We start from the raw sequence: 15,901 nt of genomic DNA on the forward strand, positions 1-15,901 counted from the left end.
CACATGCGAAGGCCCCGCCGCACGTCGGGATCACCTTCGAGTTCCAGTGATCGACGGGCGGCGGGGCCTCACGGGGTGGCCGCTACTTCGTGAAGTAGCCGGCGACGTCGGCGATCAGGTTCACCGACCCGGCGTGGTTGTAGAAGCTCACCTTGCCGTTGACGACGGGCACGATCACCAGGTTCGGCGCCGTCTGGCCGGCCACCAGGTTCAGGTTCGACGCGCTGCTGCGCTTCGTCCCGTTCGGGTAGACGGCGATGTACGTCCGGGCCGTCGGGCTGGTCCCCGTGACGTTCATGACGACGGCCGTGACCCCGGTCGCCGGGACACCGTTCCTGCCCGTCACCTGGAGTGTCACCGTCTTTCCGGCACCGACCTTCGCCTTCGCCGCGCCCAGACCGGTACGCGTGTCCATGAAGCGGGTCGGGGTGAGGGGCCGGTACGTCGAGCCGGTATCCGCGTCCGTGAAGTAGCCCGACACGTCGGCGACCAGGTCCACCGACCCGGCGTAGTTGTAGAAGTCGACCTTCCCGTTGACCACCGGCACCACGACCAGGTTGGGTGCGGTCTCCTTGGCGACCACGTTCACGTTGGAAGCGCTGGTGCGCTTCGTCCCGTTCGGGTACACGGCGATGTACGTCCGGGCCGTCGGGTTGGTCGCGGTCACGTTCATCACGACCGCCGTGACACCCGTCGCCGGGACACCGCCCTTGCCCGCCACCTGGAGCGCCACCGTCTTCCCTGCACCCACCTTCGCCTTCGGCACACCCAGACCGATACGCGTGTCCATCAACCGCGTCGGCTGCACCGGCTGGTAGGCGGACCCGCTGTCCCCGTCCGTGAAGTAGCCCGACACGTCGGCGACCAGGTCCACCGACCCGGCGTAGTTGTAGAAGTCGACCTTCCCGTTGACCACCGGCACCACGACCAGGTTGGGCCTGGTCTGCCCGGCGACCACGTTCAGGTTCGACGCGCTGGTGCGCTTCGTCCCGTTCGGGTACACGGCGATGTACGTCCGGGCCGTCGGGCTCGTGGCGGTCACGTTCATCACGACCGCCGTGACACCCGTCGCCGGGACACCGCCCTTGCCCGCCACCTGGAGCGCCACCGTCTTCCCTGCACCCACCTTCGCCTTCGGCACACCCAGACCGGTACGCGTGTCCATCAACCGCGTCGGCTGCACCGGCTGGAACGTACCGGTGAGCTTCGGCGGCGGCGGTGTCACCGTCAGGCTCGCCGGGTGCTGTTCGTACCCGCGATGCGAGATGACGCTCACCGTCCAGGTGCCCGCGGGGACACCCGTCAGGTCGAGTGACGCCTTCAGCGTCCGCCAGTCCGCGGAGACGCCGGTGACCCGTGCCGCGCGGCGGGTGCCGTTGACGAGGAGGTCGACCCGGTCGCTCTGGTGCAGGGCCTCGCCCTTGACCGTGAGCTCTGCCGTGGTCCCGGCGGGCGCGGAGCCCGGAGTCACCTCGTCGACGTCGAACCGCTCACCGCCGCACACGCCCGAGTAGCACGCGGTCTCCACCCGGTACGACACCTGCGACGCCTTCTCCGGCAGCGACACGAGCAGGACGGCCGGGGCCGCCTCGCCCGTCCCGGTGGACCGCACACTGCACGTGTACTCGTCACCGGACTGCGTGCAACCGCTGGTCCAGCTGCCGTCGTACACCGAGACGGCGGCCCGGTCCGTCCCCCCGGAGGGGTTCGAGACCGTCACCTTCAGCATGTCGTTGCCGACGGTGGGCAGGACGGCGCAGACCGCCGTGCGCTCCTCGGTGAGCGTCCCGGTCAGCGGAGCGTGACCGTAGGCGGCGGAGGTGGCACGCGGGCATTCGGCGGCCGGGCCGTCGGCGGTGGCGATCCGCCAGATGTCCAGGCGGTGGTAGGTGTCGGGCACCTCGAGACCGAGCGGCACCTGCATCACCACCTGGTAGGTGGTGGACCCGGTGACCACACAGGACCGGTTGCGGAAGGAGCAGTCCGCGACCTTCCCGTCGGCGCCCAGGACCATGATGTTGAGCGTGCCCCGCGAGTCGCGGACATCGATGCGGACGCGGTCCGTGGCCGCCGTGGTGGTGACCTTGTGGCAGCGCAGCTGCCCGGCGAACCTACCGTAGGAGCCCGGCTGCGACGGTCCGCCGACCGCGGTCGCCGCGCTCCCCGTGCATCCCCAGGCCGTCGAGGTGACGTCGCGGCGGCTCAGGGTGTACGAGGCGGCGGTGTCCTGGCCGGTGAAGACGACCCTGTGGGCCTTACCCGGCGTGAGCGGGCAGACCGACCACCCGTTCTTCACCGCGGTGCGCTCGCACTTCAGCTCTCCGGACTCGTCGGTGACGGCGAAGTCGGCGGACGCGGTCCCCGACACGGTCCGCAGCTCGAACAGCTCCGAGGCCGAATGGTCGGTGGCCGGGATCTCCAGGCAGTGGGTGAAGACCCCGTCGCCGGTGGTGAGCTTGGTCGCGTTGCTCAGGTCGCTGAAGGTGCTGCGCGGCATCCTGGCGCAGGTGCCGGGCGGCAGCGGGGTGTCGGTGCGCAGGAAGTTGATCGCGTACGGCCCCGGCTCCTCGCCCGCGTCGGCGTGGACGATCGCCCGGTACGGCGCGACGCCGGACAGCTGACAGTTGCTTTCGCGGAGCGCGGTCTCGTCGCACTGCAGCGCTCCGGCGGCGTCGAGCACCTCGGTGTCGATGGCCGGTCCGGTGCCGATGCGGGCCTGTCCGGAGATCCGGGCACCCTGGGGCATGGGCAGTTCGAGGCAGTCGTACTGGCCGGCGGCGCCGAGCAGGCCCTCGTGCAGCCCTTCCTCGACCGGTACGCAACCCTGCGTACCGGTCCGGTCGAGGAACGCGGTCGCGTAGCTCCCGTCGAACGCCCGATGCGGGTCGCCCACCACCAGGGTGTAGGAACCAGCTGCGGGGAACGTGCACCAGCCGCCACGGCAGACCTCGGTGGACTCGCCGTCGTAGACGAACGTCCACCAGATGCTGTTCCGTTCGTCGACCGGCGTCACAAGGTAACGCCCGGCGGCCGGCACCTTCAGGATGCGGCAGCGGACCGTGGCGGACGGAAGAGCGGGCTCGGCGCCGTAGCGTCCGACCTCGACGGCCGGGCAGCCCTGAGGATCGCTCAGGCGGGCGACCTGGAGCTGGTAGGTGACCGGATTCTCTTCGCCTGACGAGGCGTACGACAGCACACGGTAGGGGCCGTCACCGGTCAGCACACACCCCGGCTTGCCCAGCTCCCTCTCGCAGGCGTTCCTGCCCGTCTCGTCGGTGATCCACGCGGTCGCGTCGCCATAGGCGACCGAGTCGGCGTAAGTGACGAGCCGCTCTCCGGGCTGGGCTGCGATCCGCTGGCAGTTGACCTGGAAGTGGTTGGCGGTGGTGCGGACCGGCACCGGCTGGTCCCAGGCGGTGCCCATGGCCGGTTCGCAGGGCTCCGCCTCGGCGAGCGGCACGACGAACAGGCGGAAGTCGCTGGTGTCCACCTGGTCGTTGCGGACGCGGACGGTGTAGGTGCCCGCGGCGGGGACGTCGCAGAAGCCGACGTCGGAGACGCTCGCGAAGCAGTCGAGCGGGCCGTCCGGGCCTTCGATCTTGCCGGTGATCAGGTTTCTGGTGTCGCGGAGCATGAACAGGTGCTCGCCGGCCTCGGCCCGCACCGTGAAGCACTGTTGGGTGCCGGCGGCGAGCGTCCCGCTCGCCACGGCGTCGCCCGGGTCGCCGAACGGCGCGAGGGCAAGGGCCGCACAGGCCGCCGGCTCCGGTTCCGCGGCCGGGGCGGCCTGAGCCGAGGTGACGGGCAGCAGCAGCGACACGAGCGTCGCGAGCACCAGCGTCACGAGCGCCGTCGGTGCGGGTCTTCGATGCGTACGTGGAATACGCGGAGTTCGTGCAGGTCCGGACATGGCGGTCCCCCCAGGGCTGTGTCGAGTGCAGGAGATCTTCGCACGGGAGACCGACAGCTCAAAGAGGGTTCTCGGGGGCCGCCGGTTATGCGGATGTCCCGGTACCGCTCCGCCGAATTCACCGTGTCAACATGCCGTCATCATCCGTTGCCCACCATGGGTGGCGAGTGTTCCGGTGAGCGAAGCGTCATGCACGCGACATCGAGGAGCACATGTGACCACGCGCCGTCCCCTGCGTCCCACCGCCCTCGTCATGGGCACCGCCCTCGCCGCGATCGTCGCGGCCGTGCCCGCCCAGGCGGACACGAAGGAACGGGCCGGCCTTCCCGGCGTCCAGCCGCGGGCCGAGACGGCCACGCTGTACGACGACGAGGCGGGCGGCAACGCCGATGCCGACGACCCCGCGATCTGGCGCAACGCCGCCGACCCCGGGCGCAGTCTGGTCGTCGCGACGGCCAAGGAAGGCGGCCTGCGCGTCTACGACCTCGACGCCCGCCAGGTCCAGTCGATCCCCGCCCCGGCTCCCGCCGCACAGGACGACGCCCCCGGCCGTTTCAACAACGTCGATCTGCTCCGCGATGTACGGCTGTCCACCGGGCGGGCCGACCTCGCCGTGGTCAGCGACCGAGGCAACGACCGGCTCCGTTTCTACCGTATCGACCGCGACCGGCCCGGCGGCCCGCTCGCCGACGTCACCGACCCGGGGGCCGTACCCGTCTTCTCCTCGGGCCAGGACGAGATCAACGACCAGAACACCGCCTACGGCCTCGCGACCTGGACCGACCGTCGGACGGGCCGCTCCTACGCGCTCGCCAGCCGGCGCAACCGGACGACCGTCGCCCTGCTGGAGATCACGCCCGGACCGGGCGGCACGGTCGGCTACCGCAAGGTCCGCACCATCGACCTGCCGTCGGCCTTCGGCCTCCCGGACGGCACTTCCTGGACGCCCTGCGGCGAACCGGGCGAACTCCCCCAGGTGGAGGGCATGGTCGTCGACCCGGCGAACGGCGTGCTCTACGCGGGCCAGGAGGACGTCGGCATCTGGCGCCTCCGCGCCGACCTGCGGGGCAGGCCCGTCCTCATCGACAAGGTCCGCGAGTACGGGGTCCCCGGCACGTACGACGAGGAGACCGAGGAGTGCGCGCCGGGCGCCGACCCCGGCTACGGCGGCAGGCACCTGTCCGCAGACGTCGAGGGCCTCACGCTCCTCACCGAGGACGACGGCGACGGCTATGTGCTGGCCTCCGGCCAGGGCGACGACTCCTTCGCCCTCTACGACCGTGAGCTGGACGACGACAACGAGTACGAGGGCGGCTTCCGCGTCACCGCCGCCTCGGCGACGCTGGACGGCTCCGAGGAGTGCGACGGCGCGGCCGTGCTGAACGCCCCGCTCGGCAGCAGGTACCCGAACGGGCTGCTCGTCGTCCAGGACGGCCACGACACACCCGAGGACGGCGAACGCGACGCCACGGGCTTCAAGTTCGTCGACCTGGACGACGTGTTGGACGCCGTCGACTGAGGCCGGCCAACGGGCACCGGGCCAACGGCACCGGACCATCGGCATCAGCACCGGACGCCGTCGGCACCGGACGCCATCGGCTCAGGCCGGGGCCACCGACACCTGACGCAGGGGCCGCGCAGGGGGGCGGCGCCCCCCTGCGCGGCACGCCCTACGGCCGGGCGTAGGGCCGGGTCATGATCTCCATGTTGTGGCCCGACGGGTCCTCGAAATACGCGCCCCGGCCGCCGAAGAGGTGGTTGACCGCCCCCGGTTCGATGTGGCCCGGATCGGCGAAGTACGTGACACCCACCGCCTCCAGCCGGGCGATCATGGCATCGAACCGGTCGTCGGGCACCTGGAACGCGTAGTGCTGCGACTGGATCGGCTCGTCGGTCTTCTCGTAGTAGTCGAGCGTCACGCCGTTGCCGAGATCGACGGGCAGGAACGGCCCGAACGGCGCTCCGACGTCGAGACCGAGGATCGTGGCGATGAACTCGGCCGACAGTTGCCGGTCTTCGGCGTACACGACGGTGTGGTTGAGCTGGACGGTGGTGACGGACTGCTCGTGCGGCATGGTGAGCTGACTCTCCAGGTGGTCGTGACGGTTCCTCGGGGTCCCTCGCGGGACAGGTCGGAGCTGGTTGCTGAAGAGGGAACGGCGGGGCCCTGGCCCGCCTCGCGCTCACACCGAGGCCGGGCGCCTCACTCGTGCGTGGCCCATGGCCGACCCGGCAGTCACCCGGCCGACCCTAGCCGCCTCCGGGAGAAGACGGCAATCGACTTCCGGCCGTCGGCGGGAGAACGGCCACCGTGCGTGGACACGGGAATCGATCACGGGAATCGATCGCGGGCAGGGGGAGTTCAGCGAGTATGGCTGTCATTCACAAGACGACAATGGAGCCCGGCAAGCTGGAGCTGCTCGCGGCCTGGCTTCCCGCGCGGCCCTGGTACCTCGGCGCGGGGCGCGAGCCCGAACTGGCGAAGGCCGGCGGCTTCCGGCTCGACGACCCGCAGGGCGAGGTGGGCATCGAGTTCATGGTGGTCACGGACACGTCCGGCGACGAGCCCGTCGCGTACCACGTACCGCTCTCCTACCGCGGGGCGCCGCTCGACGGAGCGGAAGAGACCGCACTCGTCGGGACGAGCGAGCACGGCGTACTCGGCAAGCGCTGGGTGTACGACGGCGCCCACGACCCGGTGGTCGTCGCCCGGTTGCTGGCCTTCGCGCAGGGCCGGGCCGAGGCACAGGCCCAGAGCGTGTCGAACACCCCGGACCCGTCCGTCACCGGCCACTTCGCCGGACCCGGGCTCCCGGCGGACATCGCGCCCGGACCCGTGGCCGACGGACCTGACGGCACGACGGTCCCACTGGTCTCCGAGCCCCTGACCCTCCGGGTGACGCGCGTCCTGCGCCCTGCGGACGGGAACCCGTCCGACACCGGCGCGCGGGGTCACGTGACCGCCGCCTGGCACCTTCCGGACGGCACGGAGCACCGCGCCCGGTTCATCACCCTGCACGGCACGCCGTCGCGCTGAGCCCGGCAGATGATCGGCGGAAGTGCTTCACGCGACGCTTCATACGACGCTCCATGCGACAGGAGAGGCCGCTGATCTCCACGGGCGTCCTCGGGCCGCGGCGCGCGTCCGCGCGCTCCGCGGCCCGGCCCAGAGCCTGGCCCCGGCCGACCGACTCGTGCCCGACCGACTCGTGCCCGACCGGCTCGTGCCTCGCGGGCCCACCGGGCACGCGGGACGAGCGGTCACGAGGCGCCACGAGGCGCCCCGAGGACCCCCGCTCAGTAGTCGATGCGGTCGGACTTGGCCAGCCACGCGTCGAACGGCGCCGTACGGTTCGGCAGGTCCAGCCGCTCGACCGGCATCGGCCACACCGACGCGGGCCTCTTCTCGAACAGGTCGTAGAACTTGCGGTCGTCGAAACCGGCCACCGCGGCATCGTGCCGGTCGGCGGCGTAGACGATCCGGTCGACTCGTGCCCACAGCGCGGAGGAGAGGCACATCGGACACGGCTCGCACGAGGTGACCAGTACGCACCCGTCGAGCGTGAAGGTGTCCAGCTTCTTGCATGCGGCACGCATCACGCTCACCTCGGCGTGCGCGGTCGGGTCCAGGGTCGCGGTGACCTGGTTGTTCCCGCTCGCGACGATCTCGCCGTCCTTGGTGACCAGGGCACCGAACGGACCGCCGCCGTTCGTCACGCTGTCGGTGGCCAGTTTGATCGCCTGATCCATCCAGGCACTCTCGAACTCGTGGGTGCCGACTTCTCGGGTGTACAGGGTCACGGTCACTCCTCGCAGCGTGGCTTGTTTCGTCGCAACGTGTGAGGAGTACACAGCCGGTCGAGCAGAGCCAGCTAGGAGTGGAAGACCTGAAGGCGCCCGTCGGCCCTTCGTAGATTCCCACAAGAGCCCGCCCGCCCCTGGGGCGCCGGCGCCTTCCGTTACCGGAATGATAGTCGGCGATCAGGACGACGGGGGCTCCACCAGCACTTCCGCCCAGACTGTCTTCCCGGCACCACGGCGCGGCTCCACCCCCCAGCGGCCCGCCAGAACGTCCACGAGGACCAGCCCTCGCCCCGACACCTCGTCGGCGGCGGGGGCGTGCACGGTGGTCGGGGGCCGCACCGAGGACGCGTCCGCGACCTCGACCCGCACCCGCCGCGCGTCCAGAACCAGCCGCAGCCGGAAGTCCCGGCCCGGCACCCGCCCGTGCCGTACGGCGTTGGCGGCCAGCTCCGCCACCAGGAGCGCGACGGTGCGGGACAGGTCCGAGTCGGCGGGGTGGCCCCACTCCGCCAGGTGCCGCACGGCGACCCGCCGGGCGAGCCGGGCACCCCGGGGTGTCGAGCCGAACAGCGCCGCGAACTCCGCGCCCCGGGCCGCCCCTTCCTCTTGGGAGATCCCCTGCTCCGGGCCCTCGCCCGATGGGGTCGTGGTCCCCGACAGGGTCGTGGCCTCCGACGGGGTGGTGGGCCCCGATGAGGTCGTGGCCTCCGACAGGGTCGTGGCCTCCGATGGGGTGGTGGTCCCCGATGGGGTCGTTGTCTTCAGCACCGCGTCGTCCATTCCGTTCGGCCCTCTCGCCCGCGGCACCATCCATGGGTGTACGGATGGTGACGTTCCGTGTTCAAGAGTCGTCCGTCGCCCCTACGCTCGGAAGGGCAAGCAGCCTTACACCACAAGCCGTAAGGAACGGAAGTGAGCCCATGGCCAAGGAAATTGAGCCCGAGACGTCGATGGCGGCCCTCTTCGGCTCGCAGGTCCGCAGACTGCGCCTGACAGCCGGCCTGACGCAGGCGCAGCTGGGAGCCAAGACGCACGTCGTCAGCACCCGCATCACCCAGGTCGAGCGCTCGTCCGGCGCCAAACCGACGCGGGAGCTGGCGCAGGCGCTCGACACCGCGCTCAGCGCGGACGGCCTGCTGGTGCAGCTGTGGCCGCACGTCTACCGGGAGTCCTTCCCGGACTGGTCGCGCACGTTCATGGCGTATTCGGCCCAGGCCACCGCGATCCGCCAGTACACCGCGCATGTCGTCCCCGGCCTGCTGCAGACGGAGGAGTACGCACGGGCCGTGCTGAGTGTCGGCCTGTCTCTCGAGAGCGAGGAGCAGTTGGAGGAGCGGCTGTCCGCGCGCCTCGAGCGGCAGAAGCGGCTCACCTCGCCGGAGCGCCCCGAACTGCTGGTGATTCTCGACGAGTCGGTGCTGCGGCGGCCGGTCGGCGGGGACGACGTGATGCGACGCCAGCTCGCCCACCTGCTGAAGGCGGCGGCCGAGCCGCACGTCACCGTGCAGGTACTGCCGTTCGCCGCAGGCGCGCACGACATGCTGGGCGGCTCCCTGACCGTACTGACCCTGCCGGACGGCTCCGAAGTGGCTTACACGGAAGGCGCGCATCACGGACAGCTCTTCGAGGATCCGGCAGAGGTCGAGCGTCTCGCGGTGACTTACGATCGGCTGGGGGCCGCTGCCCTGCCCCCGTTCATGTCGCTCGACATGATCCGATCCGCGATGGAGGACGACTACCGTGGCGCGAATCTCCCTTCCCGGTCCGCACGACGCCGCCTGGCGAAAGAGCAGCTACAGCAATCAGGAGGGCGGCGACTGCGTCGAGGTGGCCGACGGGCTCCCCGGCGTGGTTCCGGTACGTGACAGCAAGGCCCCGCACGGCCCGGCACTCGCCTTCGCCGCCGCGTCCTGGGCAGCGTTCATAGGCGAGTTGAAGGCCACCGACCGGGCCTGAGCCGGCCGGGTCCGCACCGATCGGGACCCGGTCCATGACCGCTGGTCCCGGATCTGCTGGCCCCGGACCGCTGGTCCCGGACCGCCGGGGGCCGACAACACATGGAGTTCCCGCGTTCCCGCTGATGCGCACGGGCGAGCCACGCACGGAACCGGCCCGCCGGAACAACCGGCGGGCCGGCATGAGCGTTCGAGGCCGAGGCGCCATCCGGCATCAGCGTTTCACTGAGGCCGCTCACCACACGTCAGTGCTGTTCCTCTTTCGATGGTTCAGCACTGTGAACGTGACTGCGGCAACCACGGCAAGCATCATGATCCCGAGTTCCATTGCGCCGATCTGCGCCCCCAAGACAACGAGAAGGGCGAGGAAGGCGACAACAATCAAGGCAAGCTGAAGGATGAGCGTCTTCACGGGGACCTCTTTGGACTCCGGAACCAGCGATCGCGGTCCTGCCTCTACCGTACGCCTCCCGGGACTGGACGTCCCGAGGCCGGTCTCGCCGTCACCGCCCACGCATACGCGGACCGGGCAAGAAATGCTCGTGACCGACAAGGCTTTGAGGCAGCGCTCTCTCAGATGCCGGTGGTCTGCACCGAGACGAGGCCGTTGACCGCACCGGTGACCGCGCCGACCGGCACGACGGAGGCGACGGACTGGGCGGCACCGACGACGTCGCCGACGTTGACGGCAGCACCGTAGCCGTTGGCACCGGCGTGGGCGCTCGCGACACCGCCGGAAATGCCGTCCAGCTCGCTGTCGGAAATCTCGGCGGTCTCAACAGAGGTGAAGTCGTTACGCACTTTCTCTCCCATTCCATAATCGGAAAATGCCGGGACTGGCGACCCGAGCGCACGTCAAAAAGAAAACAGGCCGGCGCAAACGGTCGCCTGGCGCCCGAAGCGGTGTCGCAGACGCGACCCCGCACCACAGGATGAGATCACGCCAATGGGCCAACCGGCAATGTACGTTCCGGTTTTGACTGTGAATCCTTCTTCACGACAACGTCAACTCGCGCGCACTTCTGCCGTGGTGGTCGACAGACAGATCACACCGCGGAGTTTCCGGTGCGAGATATCGGCAGATGTCTCTTTCCTTGAGCATCGGGACGGATGGACCGGAATACGCCGTCGTCAGCCGGACCTGACAGCGCCGTGGTGGGCGAGCGCCGCGTGCGGGGCTTCGCCCACCGGGCGGTGGTCGACGTGGACGGTGGCAGCCGCCGGCCGCGGAACGGCGTGGATCAGGGCGTGTTCGGCCGCGACGGCGAGCGAATGCGCCTGGACGACGGTCAGTTCGGGGCCGACCACGATGTCGGCCTCCGCGCGCAGGCCGACGCGCAGGCCGGGACCGACCGATGCCTCGACCTCACCGATCGCGAAGTCTGAGCGGTTCCTGAGCCGGAATCATGGCTTCCGCCACAGCAGACAGCACTCGCCGATGGTGAAGTTGATCAGGACCGACCGGGCTCGCACGCCGTCCTCCCGACCAGGGGGCGGGCCCGCCTGCCCGCGCGAAGAGAGCAAAGTCCCAGGGGGACCACATGCGCATACGAAACCCACGACGCGCCACCGCCCGCCGCGCGACCGTCACGGTGGCGGGCATCGCCGCCGCGGCCGTCTTCACCACCACCTCGGCACACGCGGCACTCGCGCCTGCCGCCGGTGCCGGACCTGCCGGCTCAGCCGCCAAGGCGTCCGCGCTGGTCGAGGAGTGCACCGGCACGGCGGACGTCGTGCCGAGCCCGTCCGCCTCCGGGGGGACTCTTCAGGCCGTGACCACAGCCGAGGAGGGCCTCCGTACCGTGACGTCCCCCGCTGCGGCTCGTAGCACCGTGCGGTCGACATGAAGACCGTGGAGATCATGGCCGTGATCGCACTGGTCGTCGAGGCCGGCCTCATGGTGTCGGCCCGCTTCGGCACCGAGCGCCGCCACTGGCGGCACTACAGGAACCGGGGCCCGGCTCCCCGCACCGGTGACGACGTCACGCATGCACCGGCAATCCTCTATGCGGCGGCAGCGGTTGCCGTCGCCGTCGCGGCGCTGGCCGCACCGTTGGAGATGAACCTGTCCACCGTCGGTACGGCAGCGATGTTCGGCGTCCTGCTCCCCGTCTTCGCGGCGAACGCGGTGATGGTGCTGGCCACGAACGGCCGGCCCGAGGCGGTGACCCGTGTGCACCGGTGGGCCGCCTTCGCGGTCGCCGTCGTTGGCGGCGCGGTGTCCGTGGGGCTCGCGGTCTGACTCACGCGACTGAGCAAGGCGACGCCCCGGACCGCGCAGGCGGACCGGGCCGTTGCCGTCGGACGCGCGCGATCAGGGCGTGGCGCTCGTCCCTCACAGGCCGCCCCACAGGGCGGGCTCACCGGTCAGGGGCTGGATGCGCCGTGGTGGGCGAGTACCGCGTGCGGGTCTTCGTCCACCGGGCGGTGGTCGATGTGGACGGTGGCAGCCGTCAGCCGCGGAACGGCGTGGATCAGGGCGTGTTCGGCCGCGACGGCGAGCGAATGCGCCTGGACGACGCTCAGTTCGGGGCCGACCACGATGTCGGCCTCCGCGCGCATGGTGTGTCCGATCCACCGCATCCGCACCTGCCCGGTGTCCAGCACGCCGTCCACGCCGCGCAGCGCGCGCTCCGCGGTCTCGACGAGGGCCGGGTCGACCGAGTCCATCAGGCGCCGGCAGACCTCGCGGGCGGCGTCCTTCAGGACCAGCAGGATGGCGGCGGTGATCAGCAGACCGACCACCGGGTCGGCCCATCGGAGGCCGAGCGCGGCGCCGCCCGCGCCCAACAGGACGGCCAGCGAGGTGAACCCGTCCGTGCGGGCGTGCAGACCGTCCGCGACGAGCGCGGCGGAGCCGATCCGCCGGCCGGTGCGGATGCGGTAGCGGGCGACCCACTCGTTGCCGATGAAACCGACCAGCGCGGCCCCTGACACCGCCCACAGGTGCGTGATGTCGCGGGGGTGCAGCAGCCGGTCGACGGCCATGAAGGCGGCGAGGCCCGCGGATGCCGCGATGGCGGCGACGATGACGACACCGGCCAGGTCCTCCGCCCGGCCGTAGCCGTACGTGTAGCGGCGGTTGGCGGCGCGCCGGCCGAGCAGGAAGGCGATGCCGAGCGGGACGGCGGTCAGGGCGTCGGCCGCGTTGTGGACCGTGTCGCCGAGCAGCGCCACCGACCCCGACAGGGCGACGATCACGGCCTGGACGGCGGTCGTCGCCCCCAGGACCACGAGGGAGATCCACAGCGTGCGGATCCCCTCGCGGGACGTTTCCATCGCCGCGTCGACCTTGTCACCTGCATCGTGGCTGTGCGGCCGGAACAGCCGGCCGCGGCCGTGGTGGTGACCTCGGTGATCGTGAGGATCGTGAGGATCGTGTTGATGAGCGTGTTGACGGCCGTCCGGATGAGGGTGCTGACGGCCGTCCGGATGACCGTGTCGAGGGCTGTGCCGATGAGTGTGCCGGTTTCCCGCCATTGGCCCACCGTGGCACAGGAATCACCTTGCGGCCACAGCCGTCATACGCCCTGTCACCAGGTGCGACTCCCTTGCAGTTGCGGGCAGTCCACGCGGGTGCGCCCCCGGCCCTCCCTCCCCGCGTGTTCATCGCAGGGTGAGCGGCGTCTCGGATTCGACGCGGGTCAGCTTCTCCGGGTTGCGGACGTAGTAGAGGCCCGTGATCCGGGTGTCCTCGACGCGGATCGCCATGACGCCGTCGAGCTCGCCGTTCAGGCGCACGACGAGTGCCGGGCCGCCGTTGACCACGGTGGGCTCGCAGGTGACCACGCCGTCGGTCTTGGCCAGGCCGCCGATGCCGAAGCGGGCCACCTTGTCGGCACCGATGACCGGCCGCGGCGCGGACTGCTTGACGCCGCCGCCGTCGCCCACCAGGACGACCCCCGGCGCGAGCACATCGAGGAGACCCTGCAGGTCCCTGGTTTCGACCGCGCGCCGGAACGAGTCCATGACGGCCCGGGTCTCGCTCGCCGACACCGCCGCGCGAGGGCGGCGGGCATCGACGTGCCGACGGGCGCGATGCGCGATCTGGCGGACCGCCGCGGGGCTCTTGTCGACGGCGGCGGCGATCTCGTCGTAGCCGACGTCGAAGACCTCGCGCAGCACGAAGACGGCGCGCTCGGTCGGTGACAGCGTTTCCAGGACGAGCATCATCGCCATCGACACGCTCTCGGCCAGCTCTACGTCCTCGGCCACGTCCGGCGCGGTGAGCAGCGGCTCGGGCAGCCAGTTCCCCACGTACGCCTCCTTGCGGCGCTGCATCGTGCGCAGCCGGTTGAGGGACTGCCGGGTCGTGATCCGCACCAGGTAGGCGCGCCGGTCGGCCACCTGCTCCAGATCGACCTCGACCCACCGCAGCCAGGTCTCCTGGAGGACGTCCTCCGCGTCGGCGGCCGACCCGAGCATCTCGTAGGCGACGGTGAAGAGCAGATTGCGGTGGTCGACGAAAGCCTCGGTCGCCGGGTCGGTGGCGTGGCCGCCGACAGGGCTGCCTTCGTTCATGGCCGGTACCTCCGGGAAACGGTTCGGTCGCTTGCTCACCACTGCCCGGTCACGCCGTCCGCTCGCTCGCGGCGACCGGCGCCCCGCCGCGGTGCGCCCGCAGCAGCTGCCGGCGACTGGCACCCCCCGAAACGCGGTGCAAGCGGTACCCACCGGGCTTGTGTGCCTCGTCCGCCAGGTGCTTGAGGACGCTCCTGCACACCAGCTCCTTGAGTTTGGCGCCCAGGCGGCCGTCGACCTTGAACCCCACCGCGACGTCCGACCGCTTGGCGAACTGGAAGATGCCGGCCTCTCGTCCCAGGCTGATGCACTGGCCCGCGAACAACTGGTTGAGGGTCGCGGGTCGCCCACCCGTGATACGGCTGATCACCGTGTCGGCGGCCCGCGCGCCCAGAGGCATCGCGGCCTGGCAGCTCATTCGCGGCGGCAGGTCTGACGGTGCCGCCGAGTCCCCGGCCGCGATGATGCGCTCGTCGTCCACGCTCGTCAGCGTCTCGTCCGTGAGCAGGCGGCCCAGGGCGTCGGTGCTGAGCCCGCTGCGCACGGCCAGGTCGGGCACGCCGAATCCGGCGGTCCAGACGGTCACCGGGCTCGGCAGTTCGCGGCCGCCGTCGAGTCGCACGGCATCGCGGGTCACCGCCGTCACCGACGTGCCGGGCCCGTCGACCACCGTCACTCCGAGCTCGGCCAGCCGCCCGGCCACCGAGCGCCGGCCCCGGGGGTGCAGATACGGGCCGAGCACCCCTCCGCAGACCAGGTTCACGGCACGGCCCGCCTCCGCCAGCTCGGCGGCGGTCTCGATACCGGTCGGACCGGCTCCGACCACCGTCACGGCGGCCGACGCGGGTGCGGCATCGAGGGCCGCCCGCAGCCGCTGCGCGTCCTCGAGGGTGGCGATCGGGTGGGCGAACTCCGCCGCTCCGGGCACGCGAGGGTCGGCGCTGCCGCTGCCCACCGCGTAGACCAGGTAGTCGTAGCCGACCGTGTCGCCGCTCGCCAGCGTCACACGGCGTCCGGCCGCGTCGATCCGCGTCACGGTGTCGACCACCAGCCGGACGCCCTCGGCCAGGACCTCCCGGTAGTCGACGACCGCGCCGTCGGACCCGCCCACCAGTTGGTGCAGGCGGATCCGGTGGACGAAGGTGGGGCGCGGGTTGATCAGCGTCACGGTCACGTCGTCGCGCTGCGTCAGGCGGTTGGCGGCCATGACGCCGGAGTATCCGCCGCCGATCACGACGACGTCGGTGTTCTCGGTCATGGTGTCTCCTCTGCTTCTCGGCTGTTCGCCCTCAAGACACCGCCCGACCGATTCTTGTGACACCGCATGACGCGGATCACTCCACGGGGCTTCGGCCCGGCACGCGGAGTCGGCTCGGCGGCCCGGCACGGACCGCCCTGACGCCCCCGACCCCCGGACCGCCCGCCACGGGCGGCAGCACCGGCGGCCCGAACGACCCGGACCCGGACGGCGGGTCGCCGGCACCGGCCCCGACACGCCCGTCGGCCTGATCTCGGGCCCCGCCGCTACGGCCCCGGGCGGCGGACTGGTCCGGGTGGAAGCGCCGCCGGACGACCGCGCAGGACTGACCCCGCCGAACCGCTCCGGCCCGTTGAACCGCTCGGCCCCGCACCCGAAGGGTCGAAGACCCGAAGGTGCGGGGCCGCCGTACTGCCGCACAGTGCGGGGCCGCCGTACTGCCACCCGGAACCG

The 15,901-nt window shown here is 71.2% G+C and carries 15 protein-coding genes and 1 pseudogene; 6 read left to right on the plus strand and 10 right to left on the minus strand.

All coding sequences use genetic code 11. From position 1 onward, the window contains the following. Positions 1-82 precede the first annotated feature (82 nt). The gene (locus tag AB0903_RS09595; RefSeq protein ID WP_366700735.1) at positions 83-3,844 is read right to left on the minus strand and encodes a Tat pathway signal protein; all 3,762 of its coding nucleotides are present in this window, start codon (positions 3,842-3,844) and stop codon (positions 83-85) included. A gap of 280 nt (positions 3,845-4,124) precedes the next feature. Between AB0903_RS09595 and AB0903_RS09600 the strand changes: the two genes are divergently transcribed. Further along, positions 4,125-5,429, plus strand: coding sequence for a phytase (locus AB0903_RS09600; protein ID WP_366700737.1), 1,305 nt, complete (start codon positions 4,125-4,127; stop codon positions 5,427-5,429). Positions 5,430-5,580: 151 nt separating this feature from the next. On the opposite strand, the gene AB0903_RS09605 is transcribed toward AB0903_RS09600, so the two are convergent. Next, positions 5,581-5,985: a VOC family protein gene (locus AB0903_RS09605; protein ID WP_366700739.1), complete on the minus strand. Its 405-nt coding sequence runs from the start codon at positions 5,983-5,985 to the stop codon at positions 5,581-5,583. A gap of 296 nt (positions 5,986-6,281) precedes the next feature. Between AB0903_RS09605 and AB0903_RS09610 the strand changes: the two genes are divergently transcribed. Continuing rightward, positions 6,282-6,947 carry a 1,4-alpha-glucan branching protein gene (locus tag AB0903_RS09610; RefSeq protein ID WP_366700741.1) on the plus strand — a complete coding sequence of 222 codons (666 nt, stop codon included), beginning with the start codon at positions 6,282-6,284 and terminating at the stop codon, positions 6,945-6,947. A 260-nt stretch (positions 6,948-7,207) separates the two neighbouring features. Here the strand turns inward: AB0903_RS09610 and AB0903_RS09615 are convergent, their stop codons facing one another. Then, complete coding sequence (locus AB0903_RS09615; RefSeq protein WP_366700743.1) at positions 7,208-7,717, minus strand: nucleoside deaminase; 510 nt, start codon at positions 7,715-7,717, stop codon at positions 7,208-7,210. Positions 7,718-7,891: 174 nt separating this feature from the next. Next, positions 7,892-8,329 (minus strand): ATP-binding protein, encoded by a 438-nt coding sequence (locus AB0903_RS09620; RefSeq protein WP_366700895.1) that lies wholly within the window; start codon positions 8,327-8,329, stop codon positions 7,892-7,894. Between the two features lie 335 nt (positions 8,330-8,664). Between AB0903_RS09620 and AB0903_RS09625 the strand changes: the two genes are divergently transcribed. Then, the gene (locus AB0903_RS09625; RefSeq protein ID WP_366700897.1) at positions 8,665-9,579 is read left to right on the plus strand and encodes a helix-turn-helix transcriptional regulator; all 915 of its coding nucleotides are present in this window, start codon (positions 8,665-8,667) and stop codon (positions 9,577-9,579) included. Beyond that, positions 9,542-9,670, plus strand: coding sequence for a DUF397 domain-containing protein (locus AB0903_RS09630; RefSeq protein WP_366700745.1), 129 nt, complete (start codon positions 9,542-9,544; stop codon positions 9,668-9,670). The genes AB0903_RS09625 and AB0903_RS09630 overlap by 38 nt, the downstream gene beginning before the upstream one ends. A 234-nt stretch (positions 9,671-9,904) precedes the next feature. On the opposite strand, the gene AB0903_RS09635 is transcribed toward AB0903_RS09630, so the two are convergent. From AB0903_RS09635 to AB0903_RS09645, 3 genes and pseudogenes are all read right to left on the minus strand, one after another. Then, the gene (locus tag AB0903_RS09635; protein ID WP_366700747.1) at positions 9,905-10,081 is read right to left on the minus strand and encodes a hypothetical protein; all 177 of its coding nucleotides are present in this window, start codon (positions 10,079-10,081) and stop codon (positions 9,905-9,907) included. Between the two features lie 161 nt (positions 10,082-10,242). Then, entirely contained in the window at positions 10,243-10,470 is a 228-nt protein-coding gene (locus tag AB0903_RS09640) for a hypothetical protein (protein WP_366700749.1), read from the minus strand. 330 nt (positions 10,471-10,800) lie between these two features. Further along, positions 10,801-10,998 (minus strand): annotated as a pseudogene (locus AB0903_RS09645) (cation transporter dimerization domain-containing protein); the annotation flags it as partial. A 212-nt stretch (positions 10,999-11,210) separates the two neighbouring features. Here AB0903_RS09645 and AB0903_RS09650 point away from each other — a divergent pair. After that, a complete protein-coding gene (locus AB0903_RS09650) occupies positions 11,211-11,516 on the plus strand; it encodes a hypothetical protein (protein ID WP_366700751.1) in 306 nt (101 codons plus the stop codon). Continuing rightward, entirely contained in the window at positions 11,513-11,911 is a 399-nt protein-coding gene (locus AB0903_RS09655) for a hypothetical protein (RefSeq protein WP_366700753.1), read from the plus strand. Before AB0903_RS09650 ends, AB0903_RS09655 begins: the two co-directional genes overlap by 4 nt. Positions 11,912-12,036: 125 nt before the next feature. On the opposite strand, the gene AB0903_RS09660 is transcribed toward AB0903_RS09655, so the two are convergent. The 3 genes from AB0903_RS09660 to AB0903_RS09670 all read right to left on the minus strand — a co-directional run bounded on the left by AB0903_RS09660 (position 12,037) and on the right by AB0903_RS09670 (position 15,448). Beyond that, on the minus strand, positions 12,037-13,149 hold the full coding sequence (locus tag AB0903_RS09660) for a cation diffusion facilitator family transporter (RefSeq protein WP_366700755.1): 1,113 nt from the start codon (positions 13,147-13,149) through the stop codon (positions 12,037-12,039). Positions 13,150-13,275: 126 nt separating this feature from the next. Continuing rightward, entirely contained in the window at positions 13,276-14,190 is a 915-nt protein-coding gene (locus AB0903_RS09665) for an RNA polymerase sigma-70 factor (protein WP_366700757.1), read from the minus strand. Between the two features lie 49 nt (positions 14,191-14,239). Further along, positions 14,240-15,448 (minus strand): FAD-dependent oxidoreductase, encoded by a 1,209-nt coding sequence (locus tag AB0903_RS09670; protein ID WP_366700759.1) that lies wholly within the window; start codon positions 15,446-15,448, stop codon positions 14,240-14,242. Between the last annotated feature and the right edge of the window lie 453 nt (positions 15,449-15,901).

The organism is Streptomyces sp. NPDC048389 (genome assembly GCF_040706335.1).
Taxonomy (GTDB): domain Bacteria; phylum Actinomycetota; class Actinomycetes; order Streptomycetales; family Streptomycetaceae; genus Streptomyces.

Excerpts from the sequence above, each read along its gene's own strand:
- AB0903_RS09670 (WP_366700759.1), bottom strand. The coding sequence starts at position 15,448 with ATGACCGAGAACACCGACGTCGTCGTGATCGGCGGCGGATACTCCGGC.
- AB0903_RS09660 (WP_366700755.1), bottom strand. The coding sequence starts at position 13,149 with ATGGCGGGAAACCGGCACACTCATCGGCACAGCCCTCGACACGGTCAT.
- AB0903_RS09665 (WP_366700757.1), bottom strand. The coding sequence starts at position 14,190 with ATGAACGAAGGCAGCCCTGTCGGCGGCCACGCCACCGACCCGGCGACC.
- AB0903_RS09655 (WP_366700753.1), top strand. The coding sequence starts at position 11,513 with ATGAAGACCGTGGAGATCATGGCCGTGATCGCACTGGTCGTCGAGGCC.
- AB0903_RS09610 (WP_366700741.1), top strand. The coding sequence starts at position 6,282 with ATGGCTGTCATTCACAAGACGACAATGGAGCCCGGCAAGCTGGAGCTG.
- AB0903_RS09650 (WP_366700751.1), top strand. The coding sequence starts at position 11,211 with ATGCGCATACGAAACCCACGACGCGCCACCGCCCGCCGCGCGACCGTC.
- AB0903_RS09625 (WP_366700897.1), top strand. The coding sequence starts at position 8,665 with ATGGCGGCCCTCTTCGGCTCGCAGGTCCGCAGACTGCGCCTGACAGCC.
- AB0903_RS09605 (WP_366700739.1), bottom strand. The coding sequence starts at position 5,985 with ATGCCGCACGAGCAGTCCGTCACCACCGTCCAGCTCAACCACACCGTC.